The organism is Streptomyces himalayensis subsp. himalayensis, assembly GCF_013778455.1.
Classification (GTDB): Bacteria; Actinomycetota; Actinomycetes; order Streptomycetales; family Streptomycetaceae; genus Streptomyces; species Streptomyces himalayensis.
The window spans coordinates 172,929-199,076 of record NZ_JACEHE010000001.1; the positions used below are offsets into that span (position 1 = coordinate 172,929).

General features: G+C 71.6%; 19 protein-coding genes. 14 read left to right on the top strand and 5 right to left on the bottom strand.

Translation table 11 applies throughout. The features are described 5' to 3' along the window. Nucleotides 1–258 precede the first annotated feature (258 nt). From H1D24_RS00810 to nudC, 4 genes are all read left to right on the top strand, one after another. Entirely contained in the window at nt 259–4,134 is a 3,876-nt protein-coding gene (locus H1D24_RS00810; protein ID WP_181655364.1) for a UvrD-helicase domain-containing protein, read from the top strand. Nucleotides 4,135–4,328: 194 nt separating this feature from the next. Continuing rightward, the gene (locus H1D24_RS00815) at nt 4,329–8,252 is read left to right on the top strand and encodes a UvrD-helicase domain-containing protein (protein WP_374064013.1); all 3,924 of its coding nucleotides are present in this window, start codon (nt 4,329–4,331) and stop codon (nt 8,250–8,252) included. Nucleotides 8,253–8,262: 10 nt separating this feature from the next. Continuing rightward, nucleotides 8,263–9,675 (top strand): dipeptidase, encoded by a 1,413-nt coding sequence (locus tag H1D24_RS00820; RefSeq protein ID WP_181655365.1) that lies wholly within the window; start codon nt 8,263–8,265, stop codon nt 9,673–9,675. Nucleotides 9,676–9,855: 180 nt separating this feature from the next. After that, a complete protein-coding gene (gene nudC / locus H1D24_RS00825) occupies nt 9,856–10,806 on the top strand; it encodes an NAD(+) diphosphatase (RefSeq protein ID WP_181655366.1) in 951 nt (316 codons plus the stop codon). Between the two features lie 68 nt (nt 10,807–10,874). Here nudC and H1D24_RS00830 read toward each other — a convergent pair whose 3' ends face one another. Next, on the bottom strand, nt 10,875–11,132 hold the full coding sequence (locus tag H1D24_RS00830; RefSeq protein WP_181655367.1) for a mycoredoxin: 258 nt from the start codon (nt 11,130–11,132) through the stop codon (nt 10,875–10,877). A gap of 117 nt (nt 11,133–11,249) precedes the next feature. Here H1D24_RS00830 and H1D24_RS00835 point away from each other — a divergent pair, with 117 nt between their 5' ends. The 4 genes from H1D24_RS00835 to H1D24_RS00850 all read left to right on the top strand — a co-directional run bounded on the left by H1D24_RS00835 (nt 11,250) and on the right by H1D24_RS00850 (nt 14,869). Further along, nucleotides 11,250–13,511, top strand: coding sequence for an ATP-dependent DNA helicase UvrD2 (locus tag H1D24_RS00835; RefSeq protein ID WP_181655865.1), 2,262 nt, complete (start codon nt 11,250–11,252; stop codon nt 13,509–13,511). Between the two features lie 171 nt (nt 13,512–13,682). Further along, nucleotides 13,683–14,006 (top strand): hypothetical protein, encoded by a 324-nt coding sequence (locus tag H1D24_RS00840; protein WP_181655368.1) that lies wholly within the window; start codon nt 13,683–13,685, stop codon nt 14,004–14,006. 174 nt (nt 14,007–14,180) lie between these two features. After that, a complete protein-coding gene (locus H1D24_RS00845) occupies nt 14,181–14,549 on the top strand; it encodes a WhiB family transcriptional regulator (RefSeq protein ID WP_181655369.1) in 369 nt (122 codons plus the stop codon). Beyond that, nucleotides 14,546–14,869: a putative WhiB-interacting protein gene (locus H1D24_RS00850; RefSeq protein WP_181655370.1), complete on the top strand. Its 324-nt coding sequence runs from the start codon at nt 14,546–14,548 to the stop codon at nt 14,867–14,869. Before H1D24_RS00845 ends, H1D24_RS00850 begins: the two co-directional genes overlap by 4 nt. Nucleotides 14,870–15,363: 494 nt before the next feature. Here the strand turns inward: H1D24_RS00850 and H1D24_RS00855 are convergent, their stop codons facing one another. Both H1D24_RS00855 and H1D24_RS00860 read right to left on the bottom strand, forming a co-directional pair. After that, nucleotides 15,364–16,764 (bottom strand): ABC1 kinase family protein, encoded by a 1,401-nt coding sequence (locus tag H1D24_RS00855; protein WP_181655371.1) that lies wholly within the window; start codon nt 16,762–16,764, stop codon nt 15,364–15,366. 41 nt (nt 16,765–16,805) lie between these two features. Beyond that, nucleotides 16,806–17,948 carry a TOMM precursor leader peptide-binding protein gene (locus H1D24_RS00860; protein ID WP_181655372.1) on the bottom strand — a complete coding sequence of 381 codons (1,143 nt, stop codon included), beginning with the start codon at nt 17,946–17,948 and terminating at the stop codon, nt 16,806–16,808. A 257-nt stretch (nt 17,949–18,205) separates the two neighbouring features. Between H1D24_RS00860 and H1D24_RS00865 the strand changes: the two genes are divergently transcribed. The 4 genes from H1D24_RS00865 (at nt 18,206) to H1D24_RS00880 (ending at nt 22,011) form a co-directional block, all read left to right on the top strand. Further along, the gene (locus tag H1D24_RS00865; protein ID WP_181655373.1) at nt 18,206–18,802 is read left to right on the top strand and encodes a M48 metallopeptidase family protein; all 597 of its coding nucleotides are present in this window, start codon (nt 18,206–18,208) and stop codon (nt 18,800–18,802) included. 214 nt (nt 18,803–19,016) lie between these two features. Further along, nucleotides 19,017–20,561: a TerD family protein gene (locus tag H1D24_RS00870; protein WP_181655374.1), complete on the top strand. Its 1,545-nt coding sequence runs from the start codon at nt 19,017–19,019 to the stop codon at nt 20,559–20,561. A gap of 8 nt (nt 20,562–20,569) precedes the next feature. Continuing rightward, nucleotides 20,570–21,247, top strand: a complete 678-nt coding sequence (locus H1D24_RS00875; protein WP_181655375.1) for an AIM24 family protein — start codon at nt 20,570–20,572, stop codon at nt 21,245–21,247. 11 nt (nt 21,248–21,258) lie between these two features. Beyond that, on the top strand, nt 21,259–22,011 hold the full coding sequence (locus H1D24_RS00880) for an AIM24 family protein (RefSeq protein WP_181655376.1): 753 nt from the start codon (nt 21,259–21,261) through the stop codon (nt 22,009–22,011). Nucleotides 22,012–22,107: 96 nt separating this feature from the next. Here the strand turns inward: H1D24_RS00880 and H1D24_RS00885 are convergent, their stop codons facing one another. After that, nucleotides 22,108–22,632 (bottom strand): NUDIX hydrolase, encoded by a 525-nt coding sequence (locus H1D24_RS00885; protein ID WP_181655377.1) that lies wholly within the window; start codon nt 22,630–22,632, stop codon nt 22,108–22,110. Then, complete coding sequence (locus H1D24_RS00890; RefSeq protein WP_181655378.1) at nt 22,629–24,107, bottom strand: zinc-dependent metalloprotease; 1,479 nt, start codon at nt 24,105–24,107, stop codon at nt 22,629–22,631. The genes H1D24_RS00885 and H1D24_RS00890 overlap by 4 nt, the downstream gene beginning before the upstream one ends. A gap of 192 nt (nt 24,108–24,299) precedes the next feature. Here H1D24_RS00890 and H1D24_RS00895 point away from each other — a divergent pair, with 192 nt between their 5' ends. Both H1D24_RS00895 and H1D24_RS00900 read left to right on the top strand, forming a co-directional pair. Next, nucleotides 24,300–25,463: an SDR family oxidoreductase gene (locus H1D24_RS00895; protein ID WP_181655379.1), complete on the top strand. Its 1,164-nt coding sequence runs from the start codon at nt 24,300–24,302 to the stop codon at nt 25,461–25,463. Between the two features lie 204 nt (nt 25,464–25,667). Continuing rightward, a complete protein-coding gene (locus H1D24_RS00900; protein ID WP_181655380.1) occupies nt 25,668–26,126 on the top strand; it encodes a molybdenum cofactor biosynthesis protein MoaE in 459 nt (152 codons plus the stop codon). The last annotated feature ends 22 nt before the right edge of the window (nt 26,127–26,148 follow it).

Sequence of the window (26,148 nt, forward strand, 5' to 3'; positions counted from 1 at the left end):
CCCGGAAAGGGAACCGGGGTACACAGGCGGGTTCACACCAGAAAGCTTCCGGCATTCCGGGGCGTCGCGGAGGACCTGTGGCCCGTACGGGGGAACCGGGCCGCCTTCGGAGACCGCGATAATTGGGCCGCGGGCACCGGGACCTTCCCCCGCCCTCGGCCGAGAGCGCTTCGCGCTCACCGCCCTCGACGCAGCCACCGCTCCGCCCGTGCGGCTGCTGCCCCACAACCAGCACATCCACCAGGACCGGCGAACCACGTGAGCTCCTCTTCTTCCACCCGGCGCCTGTCGCACCCCCAGGTACGACAGGGGACCCGTGGCGCGTACCGACTGGTGCGTACCCCGCCGGCTCCGGTGGATCCCCCTCGTCTGGACGCACGACAGCGCGCGGTGGTTGACCATCCGGGCGGTCCCCTGCTCGTCCTGGCGGGACCGGGCACGGGCAAGACCACCACCCTGGTGGAGGCCGTCGCCGCGCGGATCGCGAAAGGCACCGACCCGGAGCGCATCCTGGTCCTGACCTTCAGCCGCAAGGCGGCCGTGGAGCTGCGCGACCGTATGGCGCTGCGCATCGGAGCCGCAAGCGCCCCGCAGGCCACCACCTTCCATTCATTCTGCTACGCACTCGTACGGGCCCATCAGGACGCCGACATGTTCGTGGAGCCGTTGCGGCTGCTCTCCGGACCCGAGCAGGACGTGACGGTGCGCGAACTCCTGGCCGGCCAGGCCGCACTCGCACAGGAGGGGCTGGCCCATGTCCGGTGGCCGGACGAGCTGCGCGCCTGCCTGACGACGCGGGGCTTCGCCGACGAGGTGCGCGCCGTGCTGGCCCGCAGCCGTGAGCTCGGCCTGGGGCCGGACTCGCTGGCGGCCTTCGCCGCGCGTATCGGCCGCCCTGACTGGGAGGCCGCGGCCTTGTTCCTCGCCGAGTACCTCGACGTACTCGACATGCAGGGAGTCCTCGACTACGCGGAACTGGTGCACCGCGCGGTGCTCCTCGCCCAGCGGCCCGACGTCGCGGAGGAGCTGTCCGCGCGCTATGACGCGGTCTTCGTGGACGAGTACCAGGACACCGATGCCGCGCAGGTACGGCTGCTGGGGGCGCTGGCCGGGAACGGAGGAGGGACGCCACTGCGTGGGGGCTCCCGCGCGCGGGGGACCGATGTGCCGGGGGCCGATGTGCGAGATTCTGGCGTCGCACGGGGGTCTGGCGTCGAACAGGGCGCTGGGGTCGGACGAGGCTCTGGAGCACGGGGCGACGGTGCGCGTGGGGCTGGCGCGCGGGGCGCCGGAACGCGCGAGGCTGGCGCGCGCGGGGCTGGCCGCACGCTCGTCGCGTTCGGCGATCCGGACCAGTCGATCTACGCGTTCCGGGGCGCCGATGTGAACGGCATCCTGGAGTTCCCGGAGACCTTCCGCCGCGCGGACGGCACACCGGCGCCCGTGGAGGTGCTGCGCACCTCCCGCCGCTCGGGTTCCGCACTGCTCGCGGCCACCCGGCTGCTGGCCCAGCGCATGCCGCTGACACGCCTGCCCGCGGACAAGGTGCGGGCGCACCGTGAGCTGACCGCGGTGCGGGACGGCGGCTGCGTCGAGGTCTACACGTATCCGACGCCCGGCACGGAGCTCGACAACATCGCGGACATCCTGCGCCGCGCCCACCTCGAGGACGGCGTGCCCTGGAGCGAGATGGCCGTCCTGGTGCGCGCCGGATCCCGCACCATCCCCTCGGTACGCCGCGCCCTGACCACGGCAGGCGTACCGCTCGACATCGACGGCGACGACCTCCCGCTGCGCCACGAACCGGCGGTCACCCCGCTGCTCACCGCCCTCAGGGCGGTGGCGACGGCGGCGCTGGCGCAGGGCGAGCAGGGTGCGTCCAAGGAGCTCGGCACGCCCGAGGATCCGCCCGTTGCCGACGCGTCCCAAGAGCCCTCCGCTTCGGACGCGCCGAAGGAGCCGCCCGCTGCCGAGCGGTCGGCCGCGCCCGGGGAGCCGGGGGAGTCGGCCGCGCCCGGGGAGCCGGGGGAGTCGGCCGCGCCCGGGGAGCCGGGGGAGTCGGCCGCGCCCGGGGAGCCCGGGGAGTCAGCCGCGCCCGGGGAGCCCGGGGAGTCAGCCGCGCCCGGGGAGCCCGGGGAGTCAGCTGCGCCGGGGGAGCCGGGGGAGTCGGCCGCGCCCGGGGAGCCCGGGGAGTCGGCCGCGCCCGCCGCCCCCGGGCAGTCGCCCGCGCCAGTCGCGGCTGACGCGCCCAGCGCGTCCGGCCCTCTCGACACCGAGACCGCGCTCACCCTCCTCACCTCACCCCTCGCCGGCATGGACGCCGCCGATCTGCGCCGCCTGGGCCGCGCCCTGCGCGAGGAGGAGCGGGCCGGCGGCAACCATGTGCCGCCGCCCTCCGACGTGCTGCTCGCGCGCGCCCTCGCCGAGCCCGAGCGCCTCGCCGCGCACGACCCGTCGTACGCGCGCGGGGCCCAGCGCCTGGGCGCTCTGCTGCGCAAGGCGCGTGAGCTCCTCGCGGGCGGAGGCACCGCGGAAGAGGCCCTGTGGGAGCTGTGGGACGGCACCCCGTGGCCACGGCGGCTCGAGCGGACCGCACGCCGCGGCGGCGCCGCGGGGCGCAACGCGGACCGCGACCTCGACGCGGTGTGCGCGCTGTTCGCGACGGCCGCTCGTGCCGAAGAGCGCACCGGCGGCCGCGGCGCCCTCAACTTCCTCGAGGAGATCGAGGCGCAGGACATCGCCGCGGACACGCTCGCCGGCAGGGCGGTACGGCCCGACGCCGTACGCCTGATGACCGCCCACCGCTCCAAAGGCCTTCAGTGGAGGCTCGTCGTCGTCGCGGGCGTGCAGGAGGGCCTGTGGCCCGACCTGCGCCGCCGCGGCTCCCTCCTGGAGGCCGACCGCATCGGACGCGACGGCCTCGCCGAGCCGCTCACTCCCGGCGCGCTCCTCGCCGAGGAGCGCCGGCTCTTCTACGTGGCCGCCACGCGCGCGCGGGAACGCCTCGTCGTGACCGCCGTGAAGGCGCCCGCGGACGACGGCGACCAGCCCTCGCGCTTCCTCACCGAACTCGGCGTCGAACCCAAGGACGTCACGGGCCGCCCCCGCCGCCCGCTGTCCGTCGCTGCCCTGGTCGCCGAACTGCGCGCCACCACGGTCGACCCGCGCGTTTCCGAGGCACTCCGCGAGGCGGCCGCCCGGCGGCTGGCCCGCCTCGCCGCACTCACCGACGAGGACGGCAGGCCGCTCGTACCGTCGGCGCATCCGTACCGCTGGTGGGGCATGTACGAGCCCACGCAGAGCAAGGTGCCGCTGCGGGACCGCGACCAGCCCGTCGTACTCTCCGGAAGCGCCCTCGACCAGCTCGCCAACACCTGCGCCCTGCAGTGGTTCCTCGGCCGTGAGGTGAAGGCCGACGCACCTGCGACCGCCGCCCAGGGCTTCGGCAACGTCGTGCACGTCCTGGCCGACGAGGTCGCCTCCGGCCGTACGCCGGCCGACCTCGCCGTCCTCATGGAGCGCCTCGACTCTGTGTGGGACGCGCTCGCCTTCGACGCGCCCTGGAAGTCCGCGCAGGAGAAGGAGCACGCGCGCGTGGCGCTCGAACGCTTCCTCCAGTGGCATGTGACGGACCGCGGGGGCCGGACCCCGGTCGCAAGCGAACACGACTTCGACGTGACCCTCGGGGCGGGCTCCTACGAAGTACGCATCCGGGGCTCCATGGACCGCGTCGAACAGGACGCGGAAGGCCGCGCGTACGTCGTCGACTTCAAGACCGGCAAACAACCGGTGAGCACCGCCGACGTGGCCCGCCACCCCCAGCTCGCCGTCTACCAGCTGGCCGTCCGCGAAGGCGCCGTCGATGAGTTCTTCGACGGCGAACGACCCGAACCGGGCGGCGCCGAACTCGTCCAGTTGCGTCAAGGCGCCACCAGGAAGAACGGCGGCGAGGACTTCCCCAAGGTCCAGGATCAGAAGCCGCTTTCCGGCGACTGGGTCGGCGACCTGCTGGCCACCGCCGCGGGCAAGGTCCTCGACGAACGCTTCACTCCCGCCGCCGGCCAGCACTGCACGCACTGCGCATTCCGCGCCTCGTGCAGCGCACGCCCCGAGGGACGGCACGTGGTCGAGTGACGCAGCGGGTCGCACCCGGGTGACGCAGCGTTCGTACCAGGGATGAGGCGGTGGTCGCGCGTTCGTACGAGGGATGAGGCGGTGGTCGCGCAACCGGAGTGACATACCGCACCACACGCGCTGACCTGCGCTTCTTCCGGCCAGGGCGGCAGAAGCGGTCCGGGCTGTCAGCGGGCGCGGCTAGCCTCTCTGAGGTGTCGGCCCGTATCACTGACCCCAAGCAGCTCAAGGAGCTCCTCGGGATTCCGTTCACCCCGGAGCAGACGGCGTGCATCACCGCACCGCCCGCTCCGCAGGTGATCGTGGCCGGAGCCGGGTCCGGCAAGACGACCGTGATGGCGGCACGCGTGGTGTGGCTCGTCGGCACCGGCCAGGTCGCCCCCGAACAGGTCCTCGGCCTGACCTTCACCAACAAGGCCGCCGGCGAGCTCGCCGAGCGCGTACGGAAAGCACTGATCAAGGCCGGGGTCACCGATCCCGACGTCATCGACCCCGACAACCCGCCGGGCGAGCCCGTCATCTCCACGTACCACGCCTTCGCGGGCCGCCTGCTCACCGACCACGGACTGCGCATCGGCGTCGAGCCCACGGCCCGGCTGCTTGCCGACGCCACCCGCTTCCAGCTCGCCGCGCGCGTGCTGCGAGAGGCGCCAGGCCCCTATCCGGCGCTGACCCGCTCCTTCCCGGACCTCGTCAGCGATCTGCTGGCGCTCGACGCCGAGCTCGCCGAGCATCTCGTACGCCCAGAGGAGCTACGGGCGTACGACGCCGAGCTGCTGCACACCCTGGGGCGCGCGAAGCTCACCAACGAGTACCTCCGCAAGGTGCCCGAGGCCGCCGAGGCCCGCCGCGAACTGGCCGAACTCGTCACGCGCTACCGGGCTGCCAAACGCGACCGCGACCTCCTCGACTTCGGCGACCAGATCGCCCTCTCCGCGACACTGGCCAGCACACGGCCCGAGGTCGGCGCGATCCTGCGCGACGAGTTCCGCGTCGTGCTGCTCGACGAGTACCAGGACACGTCGGTCGCCCAGCGGATCCTGCTGGCGGGCCTGTTCGGCGGCGGCACCGGCCACCCCGTGACCGCCGTCGGTGACCCCTGCCAGGCGATCTACGGCTGGCGCGGCGCCTCCGTCGCCAACCTCGACGACTTCCCCCAGCACTTCCCGGGGGCCGACGGCCGGCCCGCCACGCGGTTCGCGCTGAGCGAGAACCGCCGCAGTGGCGGCCGCCTCCTCGACCTCGCCAACGGCCTCGCCGAGCCCCTGCGCGCGATGCACGCGGGCGTGGAGGCCCTGCGGCCCGCCCCCGGCGCCGAGCGGGACGGCGTCGTGCGCTGCGCCCTGCTGCGCACCCACGCCGAGGAGATCGACTGGCTCGCGGACTCGATCGCCCACCTCGTCCGCACGGGCAAGGCGCCCGGCGAGATCGCCGTGCTGTGCCGCACGGCGGCCGACTTCGCCGAGATCCAAGGAGCCCTCGTCGCCCGCGACATCCCCGTCGAGGTCGTGGGCCTGTCCGGACTGCTGCACCTGCCGGAGGTCGCCGATCTCGTCGCCGTCTGCGAGGTCCTCCAGGACCCGGGCGCCAACGCCTCCCTCGTACGGCTGCTGACCGGCCCCCGCTGGCGCATCGGCCCTCGCGACCTCGCGCTCCTGGGCCGCCGCGCCCGCCTCCTCGTCGCGCACGCACGCGTGGGGGACGAGGACGACCCCGACCGGCGGCTCGCCGAAGCCGTCGAGGGCGTCGATCCGGCCGAGGTCATATCGCTCGCCGACGCACTGGACACGTTCCTGGAGACCCCGTTCGACGCGGAGGGCGCGGCAGGGGACGACGACGGGCTGCCCTTCTCGGCGGATGCACGCGTACGGTTCGCGCGCCTCGCCGCCGAACTGCGCGACCTGCGCCGCTCCCTGTCCGACCCGCTGATGGACGTACTGCACCGCGTCCTGGCCGTCACCGGCCTTGAGGTCGAACTCTCCGCTTCACCCCACGCGCTGGCCGCCCGACGCCGGGAAACGCTGTCGAACTTCCTCGACACAGCCGCGTCCTTCGCCGCCAACGAGGGCGAGGCGAGCCTGCTCGCGTTCCTCGGCTTCCTCCGTACCGCCGCCCAGTACGAGAAGGGGCTCGACAACGCCCTTCCCGGCGGCGAGAACACGGTCAAGGTCCTGACCGCCCACAAGTCCAAGGGCCTGGAATGGGACGTCGTCGCCGTTCCGGGCCTGGTCACGGGTACCTTCCCCAGCACCCAGGGCCGCGAGAAGTGGACCGCCCAGGGCAAGGTCCTGCCCCACGCCCTGCGCGGCGACGCGGCCACGCTGCCCGACATCGAGGCGTGGGACGCGAAGGGCATGAAGGCCTTCCACGAGGCGATGAAGGACCACCAGCGCACCGAGGAACTCCGCCTCGGGTACGTCACGTTCACCCGCCCCCGCTCCCTCCTGCTCGCCTCCGGCCACTGGTGGGGGCCCTCCCAGAAGAGGCCACGCGGACCGTCGGACTTCCTCCAGGCCCTGCACGACCACTGCGCGGCAGGCCACGGCGAGATCGAGGCATGGGCCGAAGCACCGGACGAGGACGAGGAGAACCCGGCCCTGCGGCAGACGTCCGGCGACCACGCCTGGCCGCTCCCGCTGGACGAGGCGGCAACAGCCCGCCGCCGCGCGGCTGCCGCCACAGTGCTCGCGCATCTGGAGCGGCAGGCGGGGGGCGCAGACGCTCCCACAGGGGGCGCGGGCACCACGGAGGCCGCCCGCGCCCACGCTGAGGCGCACCCGGCGGCGTACAGCGCCCCGACCGCGTACGACGCCGCCTCCGCGTACGACGACCCGGAGTGGCCCCCTCCGCCAGAGGACGACGAGCCGCCGTACGAGGACGGAGACTTCCCGGACGGGGATGTCCCGGAGGGGGATGTCCCGGAGGGGGATGTCCCGGAGAGGGACTTCCCGGAGCGGGACGTCCCTGAGGAGGTCTTCCCCAAGGAGGTCTTCCCCGAGGACGACACAGCCGACTGGGATTCCTGGACGCCCGAGCGTCCCACCGTCCCCAGCCAAGCCACCGCCCACGTGCGCGTGCCGCACCAGTCGCCGCCGCCGGACATCCGCCCGCACCCCGCCGCCACAGACGGCGACGCCACGGTGCTCACCCCGGAGGTCCTCACCGAGGTCTTCACCCCGGAGGTCCTCACCCCCGAGGAGACCCGCACCATCGCCTCCTGGGACCGCGATCTGGACGCCCTCACGGGTGAACTCCTACGGGCCCGGGAAGGCGTCAGGGACGTCCCCGTGCCGCCCTCGCTCACCGCCTCCCAGCTGCTGCGCCTCGCCGCCGACCCGGACGGCTTCGCACGGGAACTGGCCCGCCCCATGCCCCACCCGCCCGGCCGCGCCGCGCGCCGCGGCACGCGCTTCCACGCCTGGCTGGAAACCCGCTTCGACGCGCTGCACCTGCCGATGCTCGATCCGCTCGATCCGCAGGAGCTGCCCGGCAGCGAGGCGGAGATCGCCGACGAACGCGACCTCGAGGCACTCAAGGAGGCCTTCGAGCGCACCCCGTACGCGCACCGCACCCCGTACCGCGTCGAAGTGCCCGTGCAGCTGGTGATCGCCGGCCGCGTCATCCGCGGTCGCATCGACGCCGTCTACAAGGACGGCGACGGCGACGACACCACGTACGAGATCATCGACTGGAAGACCGGCCGTACGAGCCCGGTGGCCTCTGCCGTCGGCGACCCGCTCCAGCTCGCGGTCTACCGCCTGGCCTGGGCCGAGCAGCACGGCGTCCCGCTCGAGTCCGTACGGGCCGCGTTCGTCCATGTGCGCAGCGGGGAGACCGTTCGCCCCCACCGTCTTCCCGGCCGCGCCGAGCTGGAACGCCTCCTGCTCGCGCAGCCGGAGCCGGAGCTGGAGCCGGGGGACCGGGATCCGGCGTCCGAGGAAGCGCCCGGGCGCACCTCCGCGGAGCCCCGTGACGGGGAGCCCGCGGCACCGCTCGGACAAGCCCCCGGCGAACCCCGGAACGCGGCCTTCGACGAACCCCGGGAAGCGTCCCCCGAGGAACCCCGGGAAGCGTCCCCCGAGGAACCGCCGGACGAGCCCGCCCACGTGGGCCGATAAGGTCGTGAGCATGAGCAAGCCCGTTGACAGTGCCGTCAGCGCCGTCCGTACGTACATCCGGCACCACCGTGAGGCCTTCCTCGACGATCTCGCCGAGTGGCTGCGCATCCCGTCCGTCTCGGCCCAGCCGGACCACGCGGGCGACGTACGGCGCAGCGCCGACTGGCTCGCCGCGAAGCTCAAGGAGACCGGATTCCCGGTCGCCGAGGTCTGGGAGACCGCAGGCGCACCCGCCGTCTACGCCGAATGGCCATCGGACGACGCCGGGGCGCCCACCGTGCTGGTCTACGGCCACCACGACGTGCAGCCCGCCGCCCGCGAGGACGGCTGGGACACCGACCCCTTCGAACCGGTCGTCTGCGGAAACCGCCTCCACGCGCGCGGGGCGGCCGACGACAAGGGCCAGGTGTTCTTCCACACACTCGGCGTACGCGCCCACCTCGCCGCGACGGGCCGCGCCACCCCGGCCGTCCACCTCAAGCTGCTCATCGAGGGCGAGGAGGAGTCCGGCTCGCCGCACTTCCGTGCCCTCGTGGAGGAGCACGCCGACCGCCTCGCCGCGGACGCGGTGATCGTCTCCGACACCGGCATGTGGTCCGAGACCACACCCACCGTCTGCACGGGCATGCGCGGCCTCGCCGACTGCGAGATCCAGCTCCACGGCCCCGACCAGGACATCCACTCGGGCTCCTTCGGCGGCGCCGTACCGAACCCTGCCACCGCCGCCGCTCGCCTCGTCGCGGCCCTCCACGACGACCACGCGCGCGTGGCGATCCCCGGCTTCTACGACGGCATCAAGGAGCTCACGCCCCGCGAGCGCGAACTCTTCGCCGAGCTGCCCTTCGACGAAGAACAGTGGCTGCGCACGGCCAAGTCGTACGCCACCCACGGCGAGGCCGGACACACCACCCTGGAGCGCATCTGGGCCCGCCCCACCGCCGAGGTCAACGGCATCGGCGGCGGCTACCAGGGCCCCGGCGGCAAGACGATCATCCCGTCCTCCGCGATGCTGAAGCTCTCCTTCCGGCTGGTCGCGGGCCAGGACCCGGGCCACATCGAAAAGGCCGTACGCGCCTGGGTCGCCGAACAGCTCCCCGCCGGCATCCGGCACGAGATCACCTTCGGCGGCGCCACGCGCCCGTGCCTCACGCCGCTCGACCACCCGGCTCTCCAGTCCCTCGTACGCGCCATGGGGCGCGCGTTCGGGCAGGAGATCCTCTTCACCCGCGAGGGCGGCTCCGGACCGGCGGCGGACCTGCAGGACGTACTCGCCGCACCCGTCCTCTTCCTCGGCATCTCGGTGCCCTCAGACGGCTGGCACGCGCCCAACGAGAAAGTCGAGCTCGACCTCCTCCTCAAAGGCGTCGAGACCACCGCGTACCTGTGGGCGGACCTCGCGGAGAACTGGCGCGATGCCGGCTGACGCTCCCGCGAACCACCGGGACAGGCGCCCGCACCACCTGCCGGGGGCCCAGCAGCCGACGCCAGGCACACTGGGAACACACGTCCGCACGCCCACGGCCTGCCGCACCCCGGCCCGCCGAACCTCCTGCTCAACCGCCGCGCAGCACCACCCAATCCATCGGGGGAGTTGGAAGCACCTGTGACCACCTGGACTGACCGCACCGGCAACCGCCCGCTCGCGCTCACCGCATCGAGCGGCATCGACCGCGCAGCGCACCACCGCCTCGACGAGGCATGGCTGGCCGCGGCGTGGAGCCACCCGACGACCCGCGTCTTCGTCGTCTCCGGCGGTCAGGTGCTCATCGACGAGACCCCGGACGGCACCACGGAACTCGTCACCACGCCGTCCTTCGAAGCCCCCCTCACCGAAGCCCACCGCTACTTCCTGGGCACCGACGACGACGGCGTCAGCTACTTCGCCCTGCAGAAGGACTCCCTGCCCGGCCGCATGGACCAGTCCGCACGCCCCGCGGGCCTCCGCGAAGCGGGCCTCCTGCTGTCCCCCCGCGACACCGGCCTCATGGTGCACGCCGTCGCCCTGGAGAACTGGCAGCGCCTCCACCGCTTCTGCTCCCGCTGCGGCGAACGCACCGTCATCGCAGCCGCCGGCCACATCCGCCGCTGCCCCGCATGCGGCGCCGAACACTACCCGCGCACCGACCCCGCCGTGATCATGCTCGTGACCGACGACGAGGACCGCGCACTGCTCGGCCGCCAGGTCCACTGGCCGGAAGGCCGCTTCTCGACCCTCGCCGGCTTCGTCGAACCCGGCGAGTCGATAGAGCAGTCGGTACGCCGCGAGGTACTCGAAGAGGCAGGCGTCACAGTCGGCGACGTCGAATACGTCGCAAGCCAGCCCTGGCCCTTCCCCTCCAGCCTCATGCTGGGCTTCATGGCCCGCGCCACCTCGTCCGAGATCGACGTCGACGGCGAGGAGATCCACGAGGCGCGCTGGTTCTCCCGGGAAGACCTGCGGGCCGCCTTCGAGTCCGGGGAGGTCCTGCCCCCCTACGGGATCTCGATAGCGGCCCGCCTGATCGAGCTCTGGTACGGCAAGCCCCTGCCGACACGGCCCGGCCCTGTCGCCTAGCCGACGTCGACGCCGGCGCTGTAGGGCCGGTGCAGCCATCGCCGCCCCGGCCGGCCCCCGGCACGGCCTCAGACGCCGAGGGCCTGCTTCACCTGCGCGAGGCTCGGGTTCGTCATGACCACCGGCTCGCCGCCCGAGAGGGGAACGATCGATACGGTGGGAACCGTCTGGTTCCCGCCGTTCGCCTTCTCGACGAACGCCGCGGACTGCGGGTCCTGCTCGATGTTGATCTCCGCGTACGCGATGCCCTCGCGGTCAAGCTGGCTCTTCAGCCGACGGCAGTAACCGCACCACGTCGTGCTGTACATCGTCACGGAACCCTGCATGTCTCTCGCGCTCCCTTGTCGTGTTGCTCGTAGGCCTGCTTGCAGTGAGAGGAACGTACGTGACACGGGCAACCATTCCCGCCACGTAAGGGCCACACCTCTCCCGCATTAGTACGACTGCGACCGCCCGCCTGTGGACAACCTGCTCACCGGTCTCCGGCGACCTGGCAGCATGGCGGGGTGACACCAGCAACGCACTCCACCCTCTTCCCGCAGGTTCCGGACAGCGCCGACGCCGTGCTCGACGGGCTCGACCCCGAGCAGCGCGAGGTCGCGACCGCCCTGCACGGACCGGTGTGCGTACTGGCCGGAGCAGGCACGGGCAAAACACGGGCGATCACCCACCGCATCGCGTACGGGGTCCGCGCCGGAATCCTGCAGCCGTCCAGCGTTCTCGCCGTCACCTTCACCAACCGCGCCGCAGGCGAGATGCGCGGCCGCCTCCGCCAGCTCGGCGCCGCCGGAGTCCAGGCACGCACCTTCCACTCCGCCGCCCTGCGCCAGCTCCAGTACTTCTGGCCGAAAGCCGTCGGCGGGCAGCTGCCCCGGCTCGTGGAACGCAAAATACAGCTCGTCGCCGACGCCGCAGCCGCCTGCCGCATCCGCCTCGACCGGAACGAGTTGCGCGACGTCACCGCCGAGATCGAATGGTCCAAGGTCACCCAGACCGTCCCGTCGGACTACCTCGCGGCGGCCGCCAAGGCCGGCCGTGACGTCCCCCGCGACCCGGCCGAGATCTCACAGCTCTACGCCACCTACGAGGACCTCAAGCGCGAGCGCTCCCTCATCGACTTCGAGGACGTACTGCTGTTGACCGTCGCGATCCTCCAGGACCGCCACGACATCGCAGACCACGTCCGCAACCAGTACCAGCACTTCGTCGTCGACGAGTACCAGGACGTCAGCCCGCTCCAGCAGCGCCTCCTGGAACTCTGGCTCGGCGACCGCGACAGCCTGTGCGTCGTCGGCGACGCAAGCCAGACCATCTACTCCTTCACCGGCGCCACCCCCGACCACCTGCTCAACTTCCGGACCCGGCACCCCGGCGCCACCGTCGTCAAACTCGTCCGCGACTACCGCTCCTCGCCCCAGATCGTTCACCTCGCCAACGGCCTGCTCTCCCACGCCCGCGGCCGCGCCGCCGAACACCGCCTCGAACTGGTCTCCCAGCGGAATCCCGGCCCCGAACCCGTCTACGCCGAGTACCCGGACGAGCCCGCCGAAGCCGAAGGCGCCGCCCACCGCATCCGCGATCTCATCGCCTCCGGCGTCCTCGCCAGCGAGATCGCAGTCCTCTTCCGTACGAACAGCCAGTCCGAGACATACGAGCAGGCGCTCGCGGACGCAGGCGTGCCCTACCAGCTGCGCGGCGCCGAACGGTTCTTCGAACGCACCGAAGTACGCGAAGCAGGCGCCGCCCTGCGCGGAGCAGCCCGCTTCGGCGCCAACGACACCCTCCTCGACGACGCCGTCGACCTGCCGTCCCAGGTGCGGGCGGTCCTCTCCACCAAGGGCTGGACCACACAACCCCCGGCCGGCTCCGGTGCCGTCCGTGAACGCTGGGAGTCACTCGCCGCTCTCGTCCGTCTCGCCGAGGACTTCGCCCGAGCCCAGCCGTCAGCCACCCTCGGCGACCTCGTCGCCGAACTCGACGAGCGCGCAGCCGCCCAGCACGCCCCCACGGTCGAGGGCGTCACCCTCGCCTCCCTGCACGCGGCGAAAGGCCTCGAATGGGACGCCGTGTTCCTCGTCGGTGTCGCGGAAGGCATGATGCCGATCACCTATGCCAAAACGGACGAACAGATAGAGGAAGAGCGGCGCCTCCTCTACGTGGGCGTCACCCGGGCCCGACAGCACGTGTTCGTCTCCTGGGCGCTGTCCCGCTCGCCCGGCGGCCGCCCGAGCCGCCGCCCCAGCCGCTTCCTCGACGGTTTGCGACCCGGCTCCTCCACAGCCGCGACCCGCGGTGCCGGGGCGCCGGTCGCCGCGGGCGGCATCGAGTACGGCTCCAGGGGCACCGGCACCACCGCCGCAAGGCCCCGTCGCCAGCCCAGGACACCTGCCCGCTGCCGTGTCTGCGGCCGCACCCTCACCGACGCCGGCGAAATGAAACTGATGCGCTGTGAGGACTGCCCGTCGGACATGGATGAAGGCCTCTACGAACGACTCCGCGACTGGCGCGCCAACGAGGCCCGGCAGCTGGGGCAGCCCGCGTTCTGCGTCTTCACCGACAAGACACTCATGGCGATCGCCGAGGCCGCACCCGACGAGGAGGCCGAACTGGCTCGTATCCCTGGGGTCGGAGTACGCAAACTCAACCGGTTCGGAGCCGACGTGTTGGCCATCTGCGCAGGTGAGACCCCTGAGGGCCACCAGTAGGCCGACTGACGCAAACTCGTCGGAAAAATAGTTTGCGCATGCCCCAGCAATCCCCATAGGTTCTTAAGCACGGAAACGGTGGCTTCTCGAAGCCCCGGTTCCGTGCTGTACTTAAAAGCCGTCGGACCGGTCCTGACCGGTCCCCTGAGACGCCGAGAGGAGGCGATTCCAGTGATCAGCATCAACACCAGCTCCGTCAGCACCGTGAAAATGACCGATCGCTCGGTCGTCGCTTCCTGCCTGCTCGGCCTCTCCAACCTGGGCACCGGTCTGTCCGGCATTCCCGCCGTGCGTCCGGCGTCCTCCGTGTCTCCCTCGGGTCTTGAGATCCGGGAGCGCAATGAGCGACCGACCCAGGCACCGGAAGCAGTAGCAGCAGTGGCACAGGCCTCGGCCTATGCCTTTGCGGCGGCCGGTGCCGGATCCCGCAAGCAGACGCAGCACCACACGATGTGGGCCTTCCGTGGGCTCGAACCCTGGAGTGATCCAGCCTGATACGCCATCAGGCCGGCGCCTTCAGGGCCGCGGAACCCCATCCGGGATCCGCGGCCCTTCTGTTTTCCCCCAACGGGGACGACGGAGCGAAGGGGCCTCGGGACAAGAAAGACCCGGTACAACCAGCCGCCACCCGGCCAACAGGCCGGAACGACCAGACGAGGAAGACGAACCGTGCAACTCGAAGCGCACGCCCCGTCCGTACCGCCTTCCGAAACGATCCCCCCGCCCGGCCTCACGGAGGACTCCACCTTGACCCCGCTCACTGCGCTCTCCGCGCTCGACGACGCCATCGAGAACCTCGGCGTACCCGTCCCCTGCCGCTCCTACGACCCGGAGGTCTTCTTCGCCGAGTCGCCGGCCGATGTCGAGTACGCCAAGTCCCTCTGCCGCACCTGCCCGCTGATCGAGGCCTGCCTCGCCGGCGCCAAGGAGCGGCGTGAGCCGTGGGGCGTCTGGGGCGGCGAACTCTTCGTCCAGGGCGTCGTGGTTGCCCGCAAGCGGCCGCGTGGCCGCCCGCGCAAGAACCCGGTCGTCGCATGAACGCCACCGGAACGATCGACCGCCCTCACACGCACGACCCCCAGAAGCAGGCCCCGATGACGACGTCCACCAGCGAGCCCGTCGGCTCCGCGACCCCAGACTTCACCACCACCGGCGCGACCGACTCGCGCCAGAACAGGACCCGAGAGATGCAACTCATCCCAGAAGCCCTGGCTCGTGCGCATATGCACGACCGACTGCGTGAGGCCGAGGCGGAACGCCAGGCCGTGCGCCTGGCTGTCGCCCGGCGGATGCAGCGCCGCGCCGAGCGCGCGTCGCTCCGCGCCCGCCGCGCCCTGGCCCTGGCCGTGATGCAGTAACGGCCGCAGCCGCACAGCAGGCGTACATGCGCTCCCCGCGGGGGCCGGTCCAACGGACCGGCCCCCGCGGTGCGTTACCCGACGATCCCCCCTGATTCGGCGGTATCGTCACGACGTGTCGTGTCTTCCCGGGGACAGTGACATCGGCGGCCCCGCCGCGGCGCCCCAGCCTCCCGCGCGGACCCAGGGCCCTGCCCAGCTGCCGGACGACGAGGGCATCATGTGCGCCCGCTGCGGCACACGGGCTGAGGTCGCACCGCTCACCTGGACCTGCTCCGTGGAGAACGGCACGCGCAGTTACTTCTGTGATGCGTGTGCGCGCACCCATCTGAGGGCGATTGAGGGACGGCTGGACTCCGCTTGGTGGTGACACCTGGATGACTCTTGCTGAACCTCCCGGGGCCCCTCCCTCCGCCGCTACGAGCGCGCAATGGCCGTACACACGGCGGTGGGAGACGGCTCGGCAGCCCTGATCTCGCTGCTGCGGCTCGCTGTCACGCCTCAGCCGCCGGCTCCTCCTCGGTGAGATCGTCGAACTCGTCCAGGGTGTCGAAGTCGCCCGTCCGGGGCTCGCTCTCGACGAAGCCCGGCAGCCAGGCCTCGAGCTCTTCCCGCAGCCGGACCCTGGCGCCCAGCTGGCACAGCACACCGATGGTGCTCAGCGTCACCCGGTGTATCAGCAGATACGACGGCGGCAGGTTAAGCCGCTTGCCCAACTGGTAGGCGGGCGAGCGGGGATCGGCGATGCGCGCCGCCTGGCTGCGCATCCAGCTTCGGGTGAACTCGAACTCCTCGACCTGTGCCGGCTCGATGATCGGCAGTAGATAGTCGAGCACCGCCTCCGGGTCGAGCTCTGCCTCCTCGTTGACGAAGCCTTCCTCGCGCAGCTTTGCGTAGACCGACTCGGCCTGGCCGACGAGCGCCATGCGCAGCGAGTCACCGATCGTGGACGGGAGTCCCCCGGGCAGCCGGTCCACGGTGCCGAAGTCCAGTACCCCGAGCCGCCAGTCGTCGTTGTCGCCGGGCAGCAGCCGGAAGTTGCCCGGGTGCGGGTCCGCGTGCAGCAGGCCGGTGCGGGCCGGCCCCGAGAAGAGAAAGCGGGCCAGCAGCTGCCCTGCTCGGTCACGCTGCTCGGGGAGGCCGTCGGCGATCACCTCCGACAGCGGTACCCCATCGATCCACTCGGTCACCAGCACCTGATCGCACTGGTGCACCACGGCGGGCACCAGCACATCCGGGTCGTCCGCGAACACTTCGGCATGGACCTGCTGGGCCTGTGCCTCCAGTCCGTAGTCGAGCTCCTCGGACACCCGGTCGCGTAGTTCCGCGATGAGAGGCTTGATGTCCATCCCCGGGATCAGGGGCCCCAGCAACCGTGCAAACCGGCTGAGTTGGTTCAAATCGGACAGCAGCGCCTCTCCGGCGCCCGGGTACTGCACTTTGACGGCAACCTCGCGCCCGTCGTGCCACACGGCCCGGTGCACCTGACCGATCGACGCGGCCGCGGCGGGCTTGTCCTCGAACTGCAGGAAATGTTCGCGCCACGCCTCGCCGAGCCGCTCCTCCAGTACGGAGTGCACGGTGCGGGTCGGCATGGGCGGAGCCGCCTCCTGCAGCTTGGTCAGCGCGGCACGGTAGGGCCCGGCGATCTCCTCCGGCAGCGCGGACTCGAAGACGGACAGGGCCTGCCCGAACTTCATGGCGCCGCCCTTCAGCTCCCCGAGCACCTTGAACAGCTGTTCCGCGGTGCGCTGTTGCAGCTCGCGCCCCACGATCTCCGCAGACTTGCCGCCGATGCGCTTGCCCAGCCCCCACGTGGCGCGCCCGGCGAATCCGAGCGGTAGCGCGGCGAGCTTGGCGGTACGGGTGACCGCCTTCCGGGGAAGATCAGACATGCGCCCCTCCAATTCCCAGACAGCCGTACCCTGTGCGGCGGTCACCCGGCCATTGTCTCGTGCCGCTCCCCGTCATCCGAGGTCTGTTCACTCTTACCTTGCTCGATGGCTCCGCAGGGGCATGCCGGGTGCGGCCACACGGGTCGCGGATGCCAGTCGAGTCCTGGTAGTGACGCTTCCCAGCGGGCTCCCGTGCTCGCCGGTGATCCCCCGTCCAGAAAGGCCAGGGCGTGTGCCGCCGCCAGTCCTGCGACCGCCATCGCCAGAGCGGCATCGCAGGCGGCGACATGACGCTGATGCCCTGAGCGCCACTGAGCCACCAGACGCGGCCACGTGGGATCGCGGTCCGCGCGTCCCAGCGACTGACAGCCCGCACAGGCCGTCATGCCGGGCAGGACCAAGGGGCCGACCACGCCGGTGCCTTCCACCACGCCCGCGTAGAGGTGAGGTGTCCCGGAGGCGATGAGGGGTTCCGCGGTGGCCGGGTCGGGGACGTGGGCGGCCAGGCCGTCTCGCGGGGCGAGGATCACGAGGGACAGCCCCGGCTCTCCTGCTGTCGTCTGCACTGACCTGGTGCGGCGGGGTACGCGGTCGGGGGCCGCTCGTCGTACGGCCTGACGAGCGGCTTCCGTCCTGCGGTCGCCGACGGATTCGGCGGGCAGGCCACCGGGTGCCACGTCACACGGTTCGACGCATCCGATGTCCTGTACGTCGATGTGGCCCACACCGGCTGCCGCCAGGACGGACGCCATGACCGCTCCCACCCGGCCGGCGCCCTGGATCTGCACGCGCATGGCGCGGCGTGCGGCCAACTTCGTCATGGCGCCGCCCGGTTCTGACGTGACGACCGAGAGTGACGCAAGGTCGGGCTGCAGGCGCTGAAGGGTGCTTTCGTGCTTGCGCAGGGCTTCGGCGGCAGGGCCGCCGCCTGTCGCATCGTCCAGGAGCCCTGCTGCGGACAGGCGCTCAACGAGCCTGTCCACATGTCCGTCGGGCAGCCCTATGCGCCGGCCTTCGTCGCGCAGGAGCTCCAGTCCGCGGGTCCCGTCCAGCAGGGTCAGGAAGCTGCCGGTGGCCGTGTCCACCGGGCCGAGCACGACCGCGTGTGCGGGCGCCACACCGAACTGCACGGTGTTGCGGTCGCGCCAGCCGCGCCGCAGCGCGGGTTTCAGGATCGGATGCATGGCTGTCCCCCGTTGCCAACTTGGATTTCGCCGAGAGATCGGCTCAGGTCTCGGCAATGCGTGTTTCAGGCCGGCGAAGCATCGGTGTCCGCCGGTCGGTGTCGATGGCCAGCATGCAGCGGTCGGGCAGAAGGATGCGCTGAGTTGTCCACAGGCAGTGGGGATTAGTCGTATTAATCAAGTGTTCGGGGAGTGGATCGGTGGCGAACCCTCCGGGAGGCAGGACTTCCCCTACGTCCAGCGGGTAACGTCGGGGCGTGTCCGCCGACCCGTTGCACCGCGCCGGAACCCCACAGCGCAGCACGACCAGCCCGCCGTCAGGCGGCTCGCGGGCGAGCGCGGTCGAGGTCCGCAGGAGCGCTCGCCGACGCAGAACCGTCTCCGCATACCGCGAGGGCGACCGCACCGTCGTGCTGATCCCCGCCCGTATGTCCGAGGCGGAGGAGCAGCGCTGGGTCAGGGTCATGCTCGACAAACTCGCTGCCCAGGAGAGCAAGCGGGTTCTGGGGGATGCCGAGCTGACGGAGCGCGCCGAGCGGCTGTCGGAGCAGTATTTCGGCGGCCGGGCGCGGCCCACATCGGTCCGATGGGTGACCAATCAGAACACACGCTGGGGCTCCTGCACCCCGTCAGAGGGCAGCATCCGTCTTTCGCACCGGTTGCAGGGCATGCCCGAGTACGTCGTGGACTACGTCCTCGTCCACGAGCTGGCCCACCTTCTGGTCCCCGGCCACGGGCCGGGGTTCTGGCGGCTTCTCGAGGCGTATCCGCGCACGGAGCGGGCTCGGGGCTATCTCGAAGGCGTCGTCGCGGCTGACCGGCTGCCGCATGTGCCGGCCGCTCGCCGCGAATGACAGCGGGGCGCGAGGTGGCGGCCGCGCACGTACACGGCCCGCCATGAAAGGCCTCGTCCGCCGTTCCGCATGCCGCGCGAGCGGGACTGAGCTCACGTCACCCTGTCCGAAGCGTTGATTCTGTACCGGCTCTGTATCGACTGCGTCGGTTGTCAGCACTTGCGGTTAGCCTGGCGCGACGTAATCAACTCTGGGATGGGGGACGGGCTTACGCATGGCCAGGGAATTCCAACGCGGCCACAAGGCCAAGATCAGTGATCTCACCGCGGGGACCGATCTGTACGTGGGTGTGCAGATCTCTGGCCCCGGGCTGACGTTCGACATCAGCTGCTTCGGTCTCGACGCCAACGAGCAGCTCTCGGACGACCGCTATTTCGTCTTCTTCAACCAGCCGAAGACGCCCGAGGACGCGATTCAGCTGCTCGGTGCGCAGGCCGGCGACACGGAGTCCTTCCGCGTCACGCTCGACCGGATACCGGCGCACATCCACAAGCTGTCCTTCACCGCGACCATCGACGGCGCCGGGCAGATGTCGCAGATCGCGCCGGGTTGCATCCGGATCGTCGCGGGAGGTGAGGAGGTTGCGCGCTACGCCTTCAGCGGCGCGGAGTTCTCCACCGAACGCGCCGTGATGCTGGGCGACTTCTACCTGAAGGACGTATGGCGGTTCGCCGCCGTCGGGCAGGGCTTCGACGGCGGACTCGATGCACTGCTGAAGAACTTCGGCGGTGAGGTCGCGGAAGAGGAGCCGGCGGTGCAGCAGCCCCAGGAGGCTGGTGCCCCCGGGTTCGCCCCGCCCGCGCAGACCGCCCCGGCCCCCTCGTTCGGCGTCCCCGCCACCCCCCAGACGCCTCAGGCACCGCCGCCCGCCCCGGCGTTCGGCGCGCCCAACGTCCCCCCTCAGGCCCCGGCACCCGCACCGGCATCCGCGCCTGGGAACCCGCAGATGTACACCGCGCCGACGGCCGCCGGCCCGATGACCCCGCCCGCCCCCGCCCCCGCCCCCTTCGCGACCCAGCCGCCGGGGCCGCCCGCCGGCCCACCCGGAGTGCCGGGCCAGCCCTTCGGCGGTGTCCAGGCACCGGGCCCGGTCCCCGCCGAGGCCGGACTGCGCGTCGTCCTGACCAAATACGCCGAGGTCGCCGTCGGAGACCGGTGGACCGAGCAGAACCCGCAGCAGGTCAGGGCCACCCTCACGAAGGGCCAGCCCATCCTCGCCAAGCAGGGCAGCATGGTCGCCTACCAAGGCGACATCGACTTCGCCTACAAGGGCTCCGGCCTGCTGGGCAAGCTCACGGGTCAGCTCACCGGCCAGGGCATGTCCCTCATGCGCTGTTCCGGCGACGGCGAGGTGTTCCTCGCGGACGAGGCCAGCCGGCTCTTCGTGATCCGTCTCGAGGGCGACCAGCTCTACACCAGCGCGCACGGAGTCCTCGCCTTCGACGAGTCGCTGGACACCGAGATCCGCCGGATCGAGGGCGCCGGACTGCCCGGCGGCGGCTTCTTCTCGATGCTCTTCTCCGGCACCGGATCAGTCGTCGTCAAGACGCGCGGCATCCCGGTCGTCCTCCCGGTCGGCCCCGCGACGTACGTCGACGGCAACGCCGTGATCGCGTGGTCGGCGGGCGCACAGGCCGTCACCACCACCGCGCTGCGGCTGCGGCGCTCCGGCTACGCCAGCAGCCAGTCCGAGGCGATCAACCTCCAGTTCCGGGGCGCCCCTGGCAACTTCGTCGTCGTCCAGCCCTTCGAGGTGTGAGGCAGGCCATGGATACGAACATGCTCACCGCCCACCGCGCCGTATCCACCGGCGTACGCATGGCCGTGCACAGCGCCAAGACGCTGAAGGTCACGATGGTCACGGGCCAGGACCTGATCGCCAAGTCCGGATCGATGATCGCGTACGACGGCTATGTGCAGTTCGAGGCGCCCCCCGCCACGCTGCGCCGCTCCGCCGAGGAGATGGTCACCGGAGAGGGCGGCAGGCTCATGCTCTGCCGCGGCGACGGCGATCTCTATCTCGCGGACTACGGAGCCGACGTCCTCGTGGTCCACCTCGCGGACGAGGCGCTGTCGGTCAACGGCGCGACGCTCCTTGCCTGCGACGCCACCCTCCAGCTCGCCATCGAGCCGGTCAAGGGCCTCGCCAAGCTCTCCGGCTCCGGCCTGACGAACCTCGTCATCCGTGGCACCGGCTGGGTCGCCCTCGTCAGCCGGGGCATCCCGACCGTACTCGACTGCGCCGAGCGCGAGACGTACGTCGACCCCGACGCACTCGTCGCGTGGACCACCAATCTCGACATGAAGGCACGCCGCACGATCAAGGCGGGCGCCCTCATCGGCCGGGGCAGCGGCGAGGCACTGCAGGTCGGCTTCAAGGGCCAGGGGTTCGTGGTCGTCCAGCCCAGCGAGGACACCGGCGACCGATTCAAGATCCGGGGCTGAGAGGAGCACCCATGCACAGCACACTCTTCGCGCACGTCCCGGTGGAGTCCACCGACCGGTACACGCTGCAGAACCCTCAGCTGCTCAAGGTCGACGTGAACCGGGGAACCGGAGCCATCCTCGCCCGGCAGGGCGCGATGGTCGCCTTCGAGGGCCAGATCGAGTTCGACAGCCAGTACCGCAGCAGGAGCTGGCGCAACGTCGAGCGGATGACCAACGAGCGACTTGAACTGATGCGCTGCAAAGGCAACGGGAACGTCTACCTTGCCAACTTCGCGCAGCACATCCATGTCATGGAGGTCGGCCAGGGCATCACGGTCGACAGCTCCTCCGTCCTCGCCTTCGACGGAACGCTCGGCGTCGGCATCGTCGCCGTGGACAGCGCCGTCGGCGTCGCCTCGGCGGGCGCGTACAACCTGGAGCTGACCGGAGCGGGCAAGGTCGCCCTGCTGACCTCCGGCGAGCCGCTCGTCCTGGAGGTCACCCCGGACCGCAATGTCTGCGCGGACGCCGACGCGGTGATCGCCTGGTCCACCTCGCTGCACACGCAGATGCAGGCGCCGACCTCGACCTCCGCCGTCTGGCGCCGCAGGGGCTCGACCGGTGAGGGCTGGGAGATGCAGTTCCAGGGCCATGGCCACGTGCTCGTCCAGCCGAGCGAGCTGCTGCCTCCGCAGCATCTGCGGAGCTCCGGCCTCCTCGGCCAGTTCGGCATGGGCGGCGGCGGGCTGCGGGGCAACTCCCTGGGCGGCAACCGCAGCTGACCGCGCGGACGGCCGCGAAAGGGGCGGCCCCGCTCGGCGGGACCGCCCCTTCACCAGCCTCGTGGCGAACCGGCTGCAAGAGCCGGCTGCGAAGGCTCAGAGCCTTGCGCGGGTGGCCTTCACCAGGTGCACAACGGACTCGTCGGCGACGTCCGCCACCTCGTCGTATCCGAACCAGCGCAGGTCCAGCGACTCGTCGCTGATCGACTCGACCGCCCCCGCCGGGGCGAGCGCCGCGTACTGCACATCCAGATGCCAGGCACAGGGCGTCAGATGCCGGTCCAGGCGCACCGGACCCCCGCCGAGCAGGCTCAGCCCGGCGATGCCCGACTCCTCGGTGGCCTCGCGCAGCGCCGCATCAGCGAGCGTCGCGTCGCCGGGCTCGCAGTGGCCGCCCATCTGCAGCCACTTGCGGATCTTCCCGTGGAGGGTGAGCAGCACGCGCTCGTGCTGGGGGTCGATCACCAGGGCACTCCCGGTGATGTGCCCGGCTGAGCAGGCCTTCCACATCCCGTCCGGATACGTCTTCAGATGGTCGAGATACGCCTGGCGCAGCTCTGCCTGGTCCTCGTGGCTCTCGTAGCTCTCCAGTACGAGGACGGCGTCGTCGTGAAGGCTCACTTGCCGTCGTCGCCCTCGCTGTCGTCGCTGCCGGTGCCCTCGGGCTCGTCCTTCTTGACGCCTTCGGACTCGTCCTTCCGGAGGTTCGGCGCTTCGGAGGTGCCGCCCGCCGCCTCGCCGAGCATCTTGTCCAGCTCGGAGAAGTCCAGATGCTCGCGGTGCACGAAGCCGTCCGGATCGTCCAGGTCGGAGGCGGTCGGGAGCATGTCCGGGTGGGCCCACAGGCCGTCCCGGCCGTCGACCCCGCGCGCGTCCGTCAGCGAGGCCCACAGGCGCGACGCGTCGCGCAGCCGGCGCGGACGCAGCTCGAGCCCGATCAGCGTCGCGAACGTCTGCTCGGCGGGACCGCCCGTCGCGCGGCGCCTGCGCAGCGTCTCGCGCAGCGCGTTCGCCGACGACAGACGCGGCTTGGCCGCCTCGTGCACCACGGCGTCCACCCAGCCCTCGACGAGCGCCAGCGCCGTCTCCAGACGGGCCAGCGCGGCCTTCTGCTCCGGGGTGTCCTCCGGCTGGAACATGCCCTGCTGGAGGGCGTCCTGCAGCTGCTCCGGGTTCTGCGGGTCGAGCTGGCCGACGACGTCCTCCAGCTTCGCCGTGTCGACCTTGATCCCGCGCGCGTACCCCTCGACGGCACCGAACAGGTGCGAGCGCAGCCAGGGCACATGCGCGAAGAGCCGCTGGTGGGCCGCCTCACGCAGCGCCAGATAGAGCCGGACCTCGTCCTTGGGAATGCCCAGGTCCTTGCCGAACGCCTCGATGTTCGCCGGCAGCAGCGCGGCCTTTCCGGCCGGGCCGAGCGGCAGGCCGATGTCGGTCGAACCGACGACCTCGCCCGCGAGCACGCCCACGGCCTGCCCGATCTGCGTACCGAACATGGCGCCGCCCATGGAGCGCATCATGCCGAGCAGCGGGCCCGCCATGGCCTGCATCTCCTCGGGCAGTACATCGCCCATGGCCGCGCCGACGCGCTCGGCGACCGGGTCCACGAGGTCCTTCCACACCGGAAGGGTCGCCTCGACCCACTCGGCGCGGCTCCAGGCCAGCGCGGATCCCGCCCCTGACGGCAGTGACGTCACGCCGTCCAGCCACAGGTCGGCCAGGCGCACGGCCTCCTCGACGGCCGCGCGATCGGCGGGGCCGACGCTCGCGTCCTTCGTGCCGTCGGGCGTGCCCTGGGAGACGGTCTGGCGGGCGATCTGCTTGGCCATGTCCCAGTTCACCGGGCCGCCCTCGTAGGAGAGCATCTGGCCAAGCTGCTGGAAGGCGGCGCCCAGGTCGGAGGGGTTCAGCGACCCGAACATCGCGGCGAACGGATTGTCCGCGCCGCCCGGACCGCCAGCTCCCGGCAGCCCTCCGAAACCGAAGGGGTTGGCAGGTCCCTGACCACCACCGCCCTGCTGGTCCTTCTTCTTGCCCTCGTCGCCGTTCTCCGGCTCCTCCGGCGGAAGGCCGAATCCGAATGGGGTGTCACTCACGGGATTCCTCGGCTTGTTGGGCCGCCGGTACGACACCGGCGGCGGCTGCCCGAACTTCACCACCCAGCGTAGACACCATGACGGGATCGGGCCTCAGTGCTTCGCCGACGGGGGGCCTGCGGCAGGATGGATGCCACCTGGTACGTGCGCGTTATTCACGAACGTACTGAAGACAACCGCTGGAGACGCCTGGTGAGTTCCCCAGATCCGCAGGTTCGCGCACCGCGAAACCCATCAACCCACCCGTCGCCCGGCCGCCACCCCTCAACGACGGCGCTTCGGGCCGGTGAGTCGACTGCCTCGCGCGGGCCCGTCGTGGCGGTCACCGGCGCCGCGTCCGGCGTCGGGGCGCTGCTGACCGAGCGTCTCGCCGCCAGCGACGAGATCAAGCAGGTCGTGGCCATCGACGAACGCCGCGGAGAGTGCGCGTCCGCCCAGTGGCACATCCTCGACGTACGGGACCCGGCGATCGCCGAGCGGCTGCGCGGAGCGGACGTCGTGGTGCACCTGGCCGTCGACCTGGACCTGGGGACGGACCCGGCCGCCCGTACCGCGTACAACGTGCGGGGCGCCCAGACCGTGCTGACCGCCGCGGCCGCAGCGGGCGTCCACCGTGTGGTGCTGTGCACCTCCGCCATGGTCTACGGGGCGCTGCCCGACAACGAGCTGCCGCTCTCCGAGGACGCGGAGCTGCGCGCCACCGCCGAGGGCACGGGCGTCGGCGACCTGCTCGAGATCGAGCGGCTCGCGCGACGAGCGCCGCGGGCACATCCCGGGCTCAACGTCACCGTGGTCAGACCCGCCGTCCTGGTCGGCGGTACTGACACCGCGCTCACCCGCTACTTCGAGTCACCCCGGCTCCTCGTCGTCGCCGGCTCCCACCCCGCGTGGCAGTTCTGCCACGTCGAGGACCTGTGCAGCGCCCTGGAGTACGCGGTGCTGGAGAAGGTCGACGGCGAGCTGGCCGTCGGCTGTGACGGATGGCTGGAACAGGAGGAGGTCGAGGAGCTCAGCGGGACCCGCCGCATGGAGCTGCCCTCCGCGGTCGCCCTCGGGGCCGCCGCCCGGCTGCACCGCATCGGGCTGACGCCGTCGCCGGCGGGCGACCTCGCGTACACGATGTACCCGTGGGTCGTCAGCGTCAGCCGGCTCCACGACGCCGGGTGGCGGCCGCAGTGGACCAACGAGGAGGTCCTCGCCGAGCTGCTCGGGGAGGTCGCCGGGCGGCACACCGTGGCCGGGCGGCGGCTTGGGCGCAAGGACGCGACCGCGGCGGGGGCGGCCGGGGCGACGGTGGCTCTGCTGGGGGCGGCGGCTGTGGTTCGGCGGGCTCGGAAGGCTCGGCGGCGCGGCTGAGGGGCGCCGGGCTGCGCCCTGCCCTGTCCAGGGGGCCTCTCGCGCGCGGTGCCCGCCGTCGTGGGCTGCGTCCACCGCCCCCGGCAACGGCGGGGAGGTGCCTCCAGCCCTGTGGAACGCCTGCACACAGCGGAGCGGGAAGACTGTCCACAGCGCGTGCGGGGCGTCTGCCCGGCTGTGGGTGTTGTGCGGCACCATGGGGCTATGGCACCCACCTATGACCACCCCGGTGAGCAGGCCGGGCAGGATCCCATCCGGCTTCTTGCGCTTCGTGACAGTCCGCTTTCTGTCGACGAGGTCTTCCGGGCCGCCGGTGACGATGCCGCGGGTGGCACCGCGCTGTTCGTCGGGACGGTCCGCAACCACGACGGCGGCTCCGACGTGGACGCGCTCGGATACTCCTCCCATCCGACCGCCGAGGCGGAGATGCGCCGCATCGCGGAGAAGGTCGTCGCCGAGTACCCGGTACGTGCGCTCGCCGCCGTCCATCGCGTCGGCGACCTGCGGGTGGGCGACATCGCGGTGGTCGTCGCCGTGTCCTGCCCGCACCGGGCGGAGGCCTTCGAGGCGTGCCGCAAGTTGATCGACGATCTGAAGCACGAAGTTCCGATCTGGAAGCATCAGAAGTTCTCGGACGGGACAGAGGAATGGGTGGGCGCGTAGCGCCGTCGTCGACGGTTGGGTG

What these genes read in the sequence shown, in the direction of transcription:
- H1D24_RS00820 (WP_181655365.1), top strand. Translation starts at nt 8,263, where the DNA reads ATGAGCAAGCCCGTTGACAGTGCCGTCAGCGCCGTCCGTACGTACATC.
- H1D24_RS00830 (WP_181655367.1), bottom strand. Translation starts at nt 11,132, where the DNA reads ATGCAGGGTTCCGTGACGATGTACAGCACGACGTGGTGCGGTTACTGC.
- H1D24_RS00850 (WP_181655370.1), top strand. Translation starts at nt 14,546, where the DNA reads ATGAACGCCACCGGAACGATCGACCGCCCTCACACGCACGACCCCCAG.
- H1D24_RS00855 (WP_181655371.1), bottom strand. Translation starts at nt 16,764, where the DNA reads ATGTCTGATCTTCCCCGGAAGGCGGTCACCCGTACCGCCAAGCTCGCC.
- H1D24_RS00860 (WP_181655372.1), bottom strand. Translation starts at nt 17,948, where the DNA reads ATGCATCCGATCCTGAAACCCGCGCTGCGGCGCGGCTGGCGCGACCGC.
- H1D24_RS00870 (WP_181655374.1), top strand. Translation starts at nt 19,017, where the DNA reads ATGGCCAGGGAATTCCAACGCGGCCACAAGGCCAAGATCAGTGATCTC.
- H1D24_RS00875 (WP_181655375.1), top strand. Translation starts at nt 20,570, where the DNA reads ATGGATACGAACATGCTCACCGCCCACCGCGCCGTATCCACCGGCGTA.
- H1D24_RS00880 (WP_181655376.1), top strand. Translation starts at nt 21,259, where the DNA reads ATGCACAGCACACTCTTCGCGCACGTCCCGGTGGAGTCCACCGACCGG.
- H1D24_RS00900 (WP_181655380.1), top strand. Translation starts at nt 25,668, where the DNA reads ATGGCACCCACCTATGACCACCCCGGTGAGCAGGCCGGGCAGGATCCC.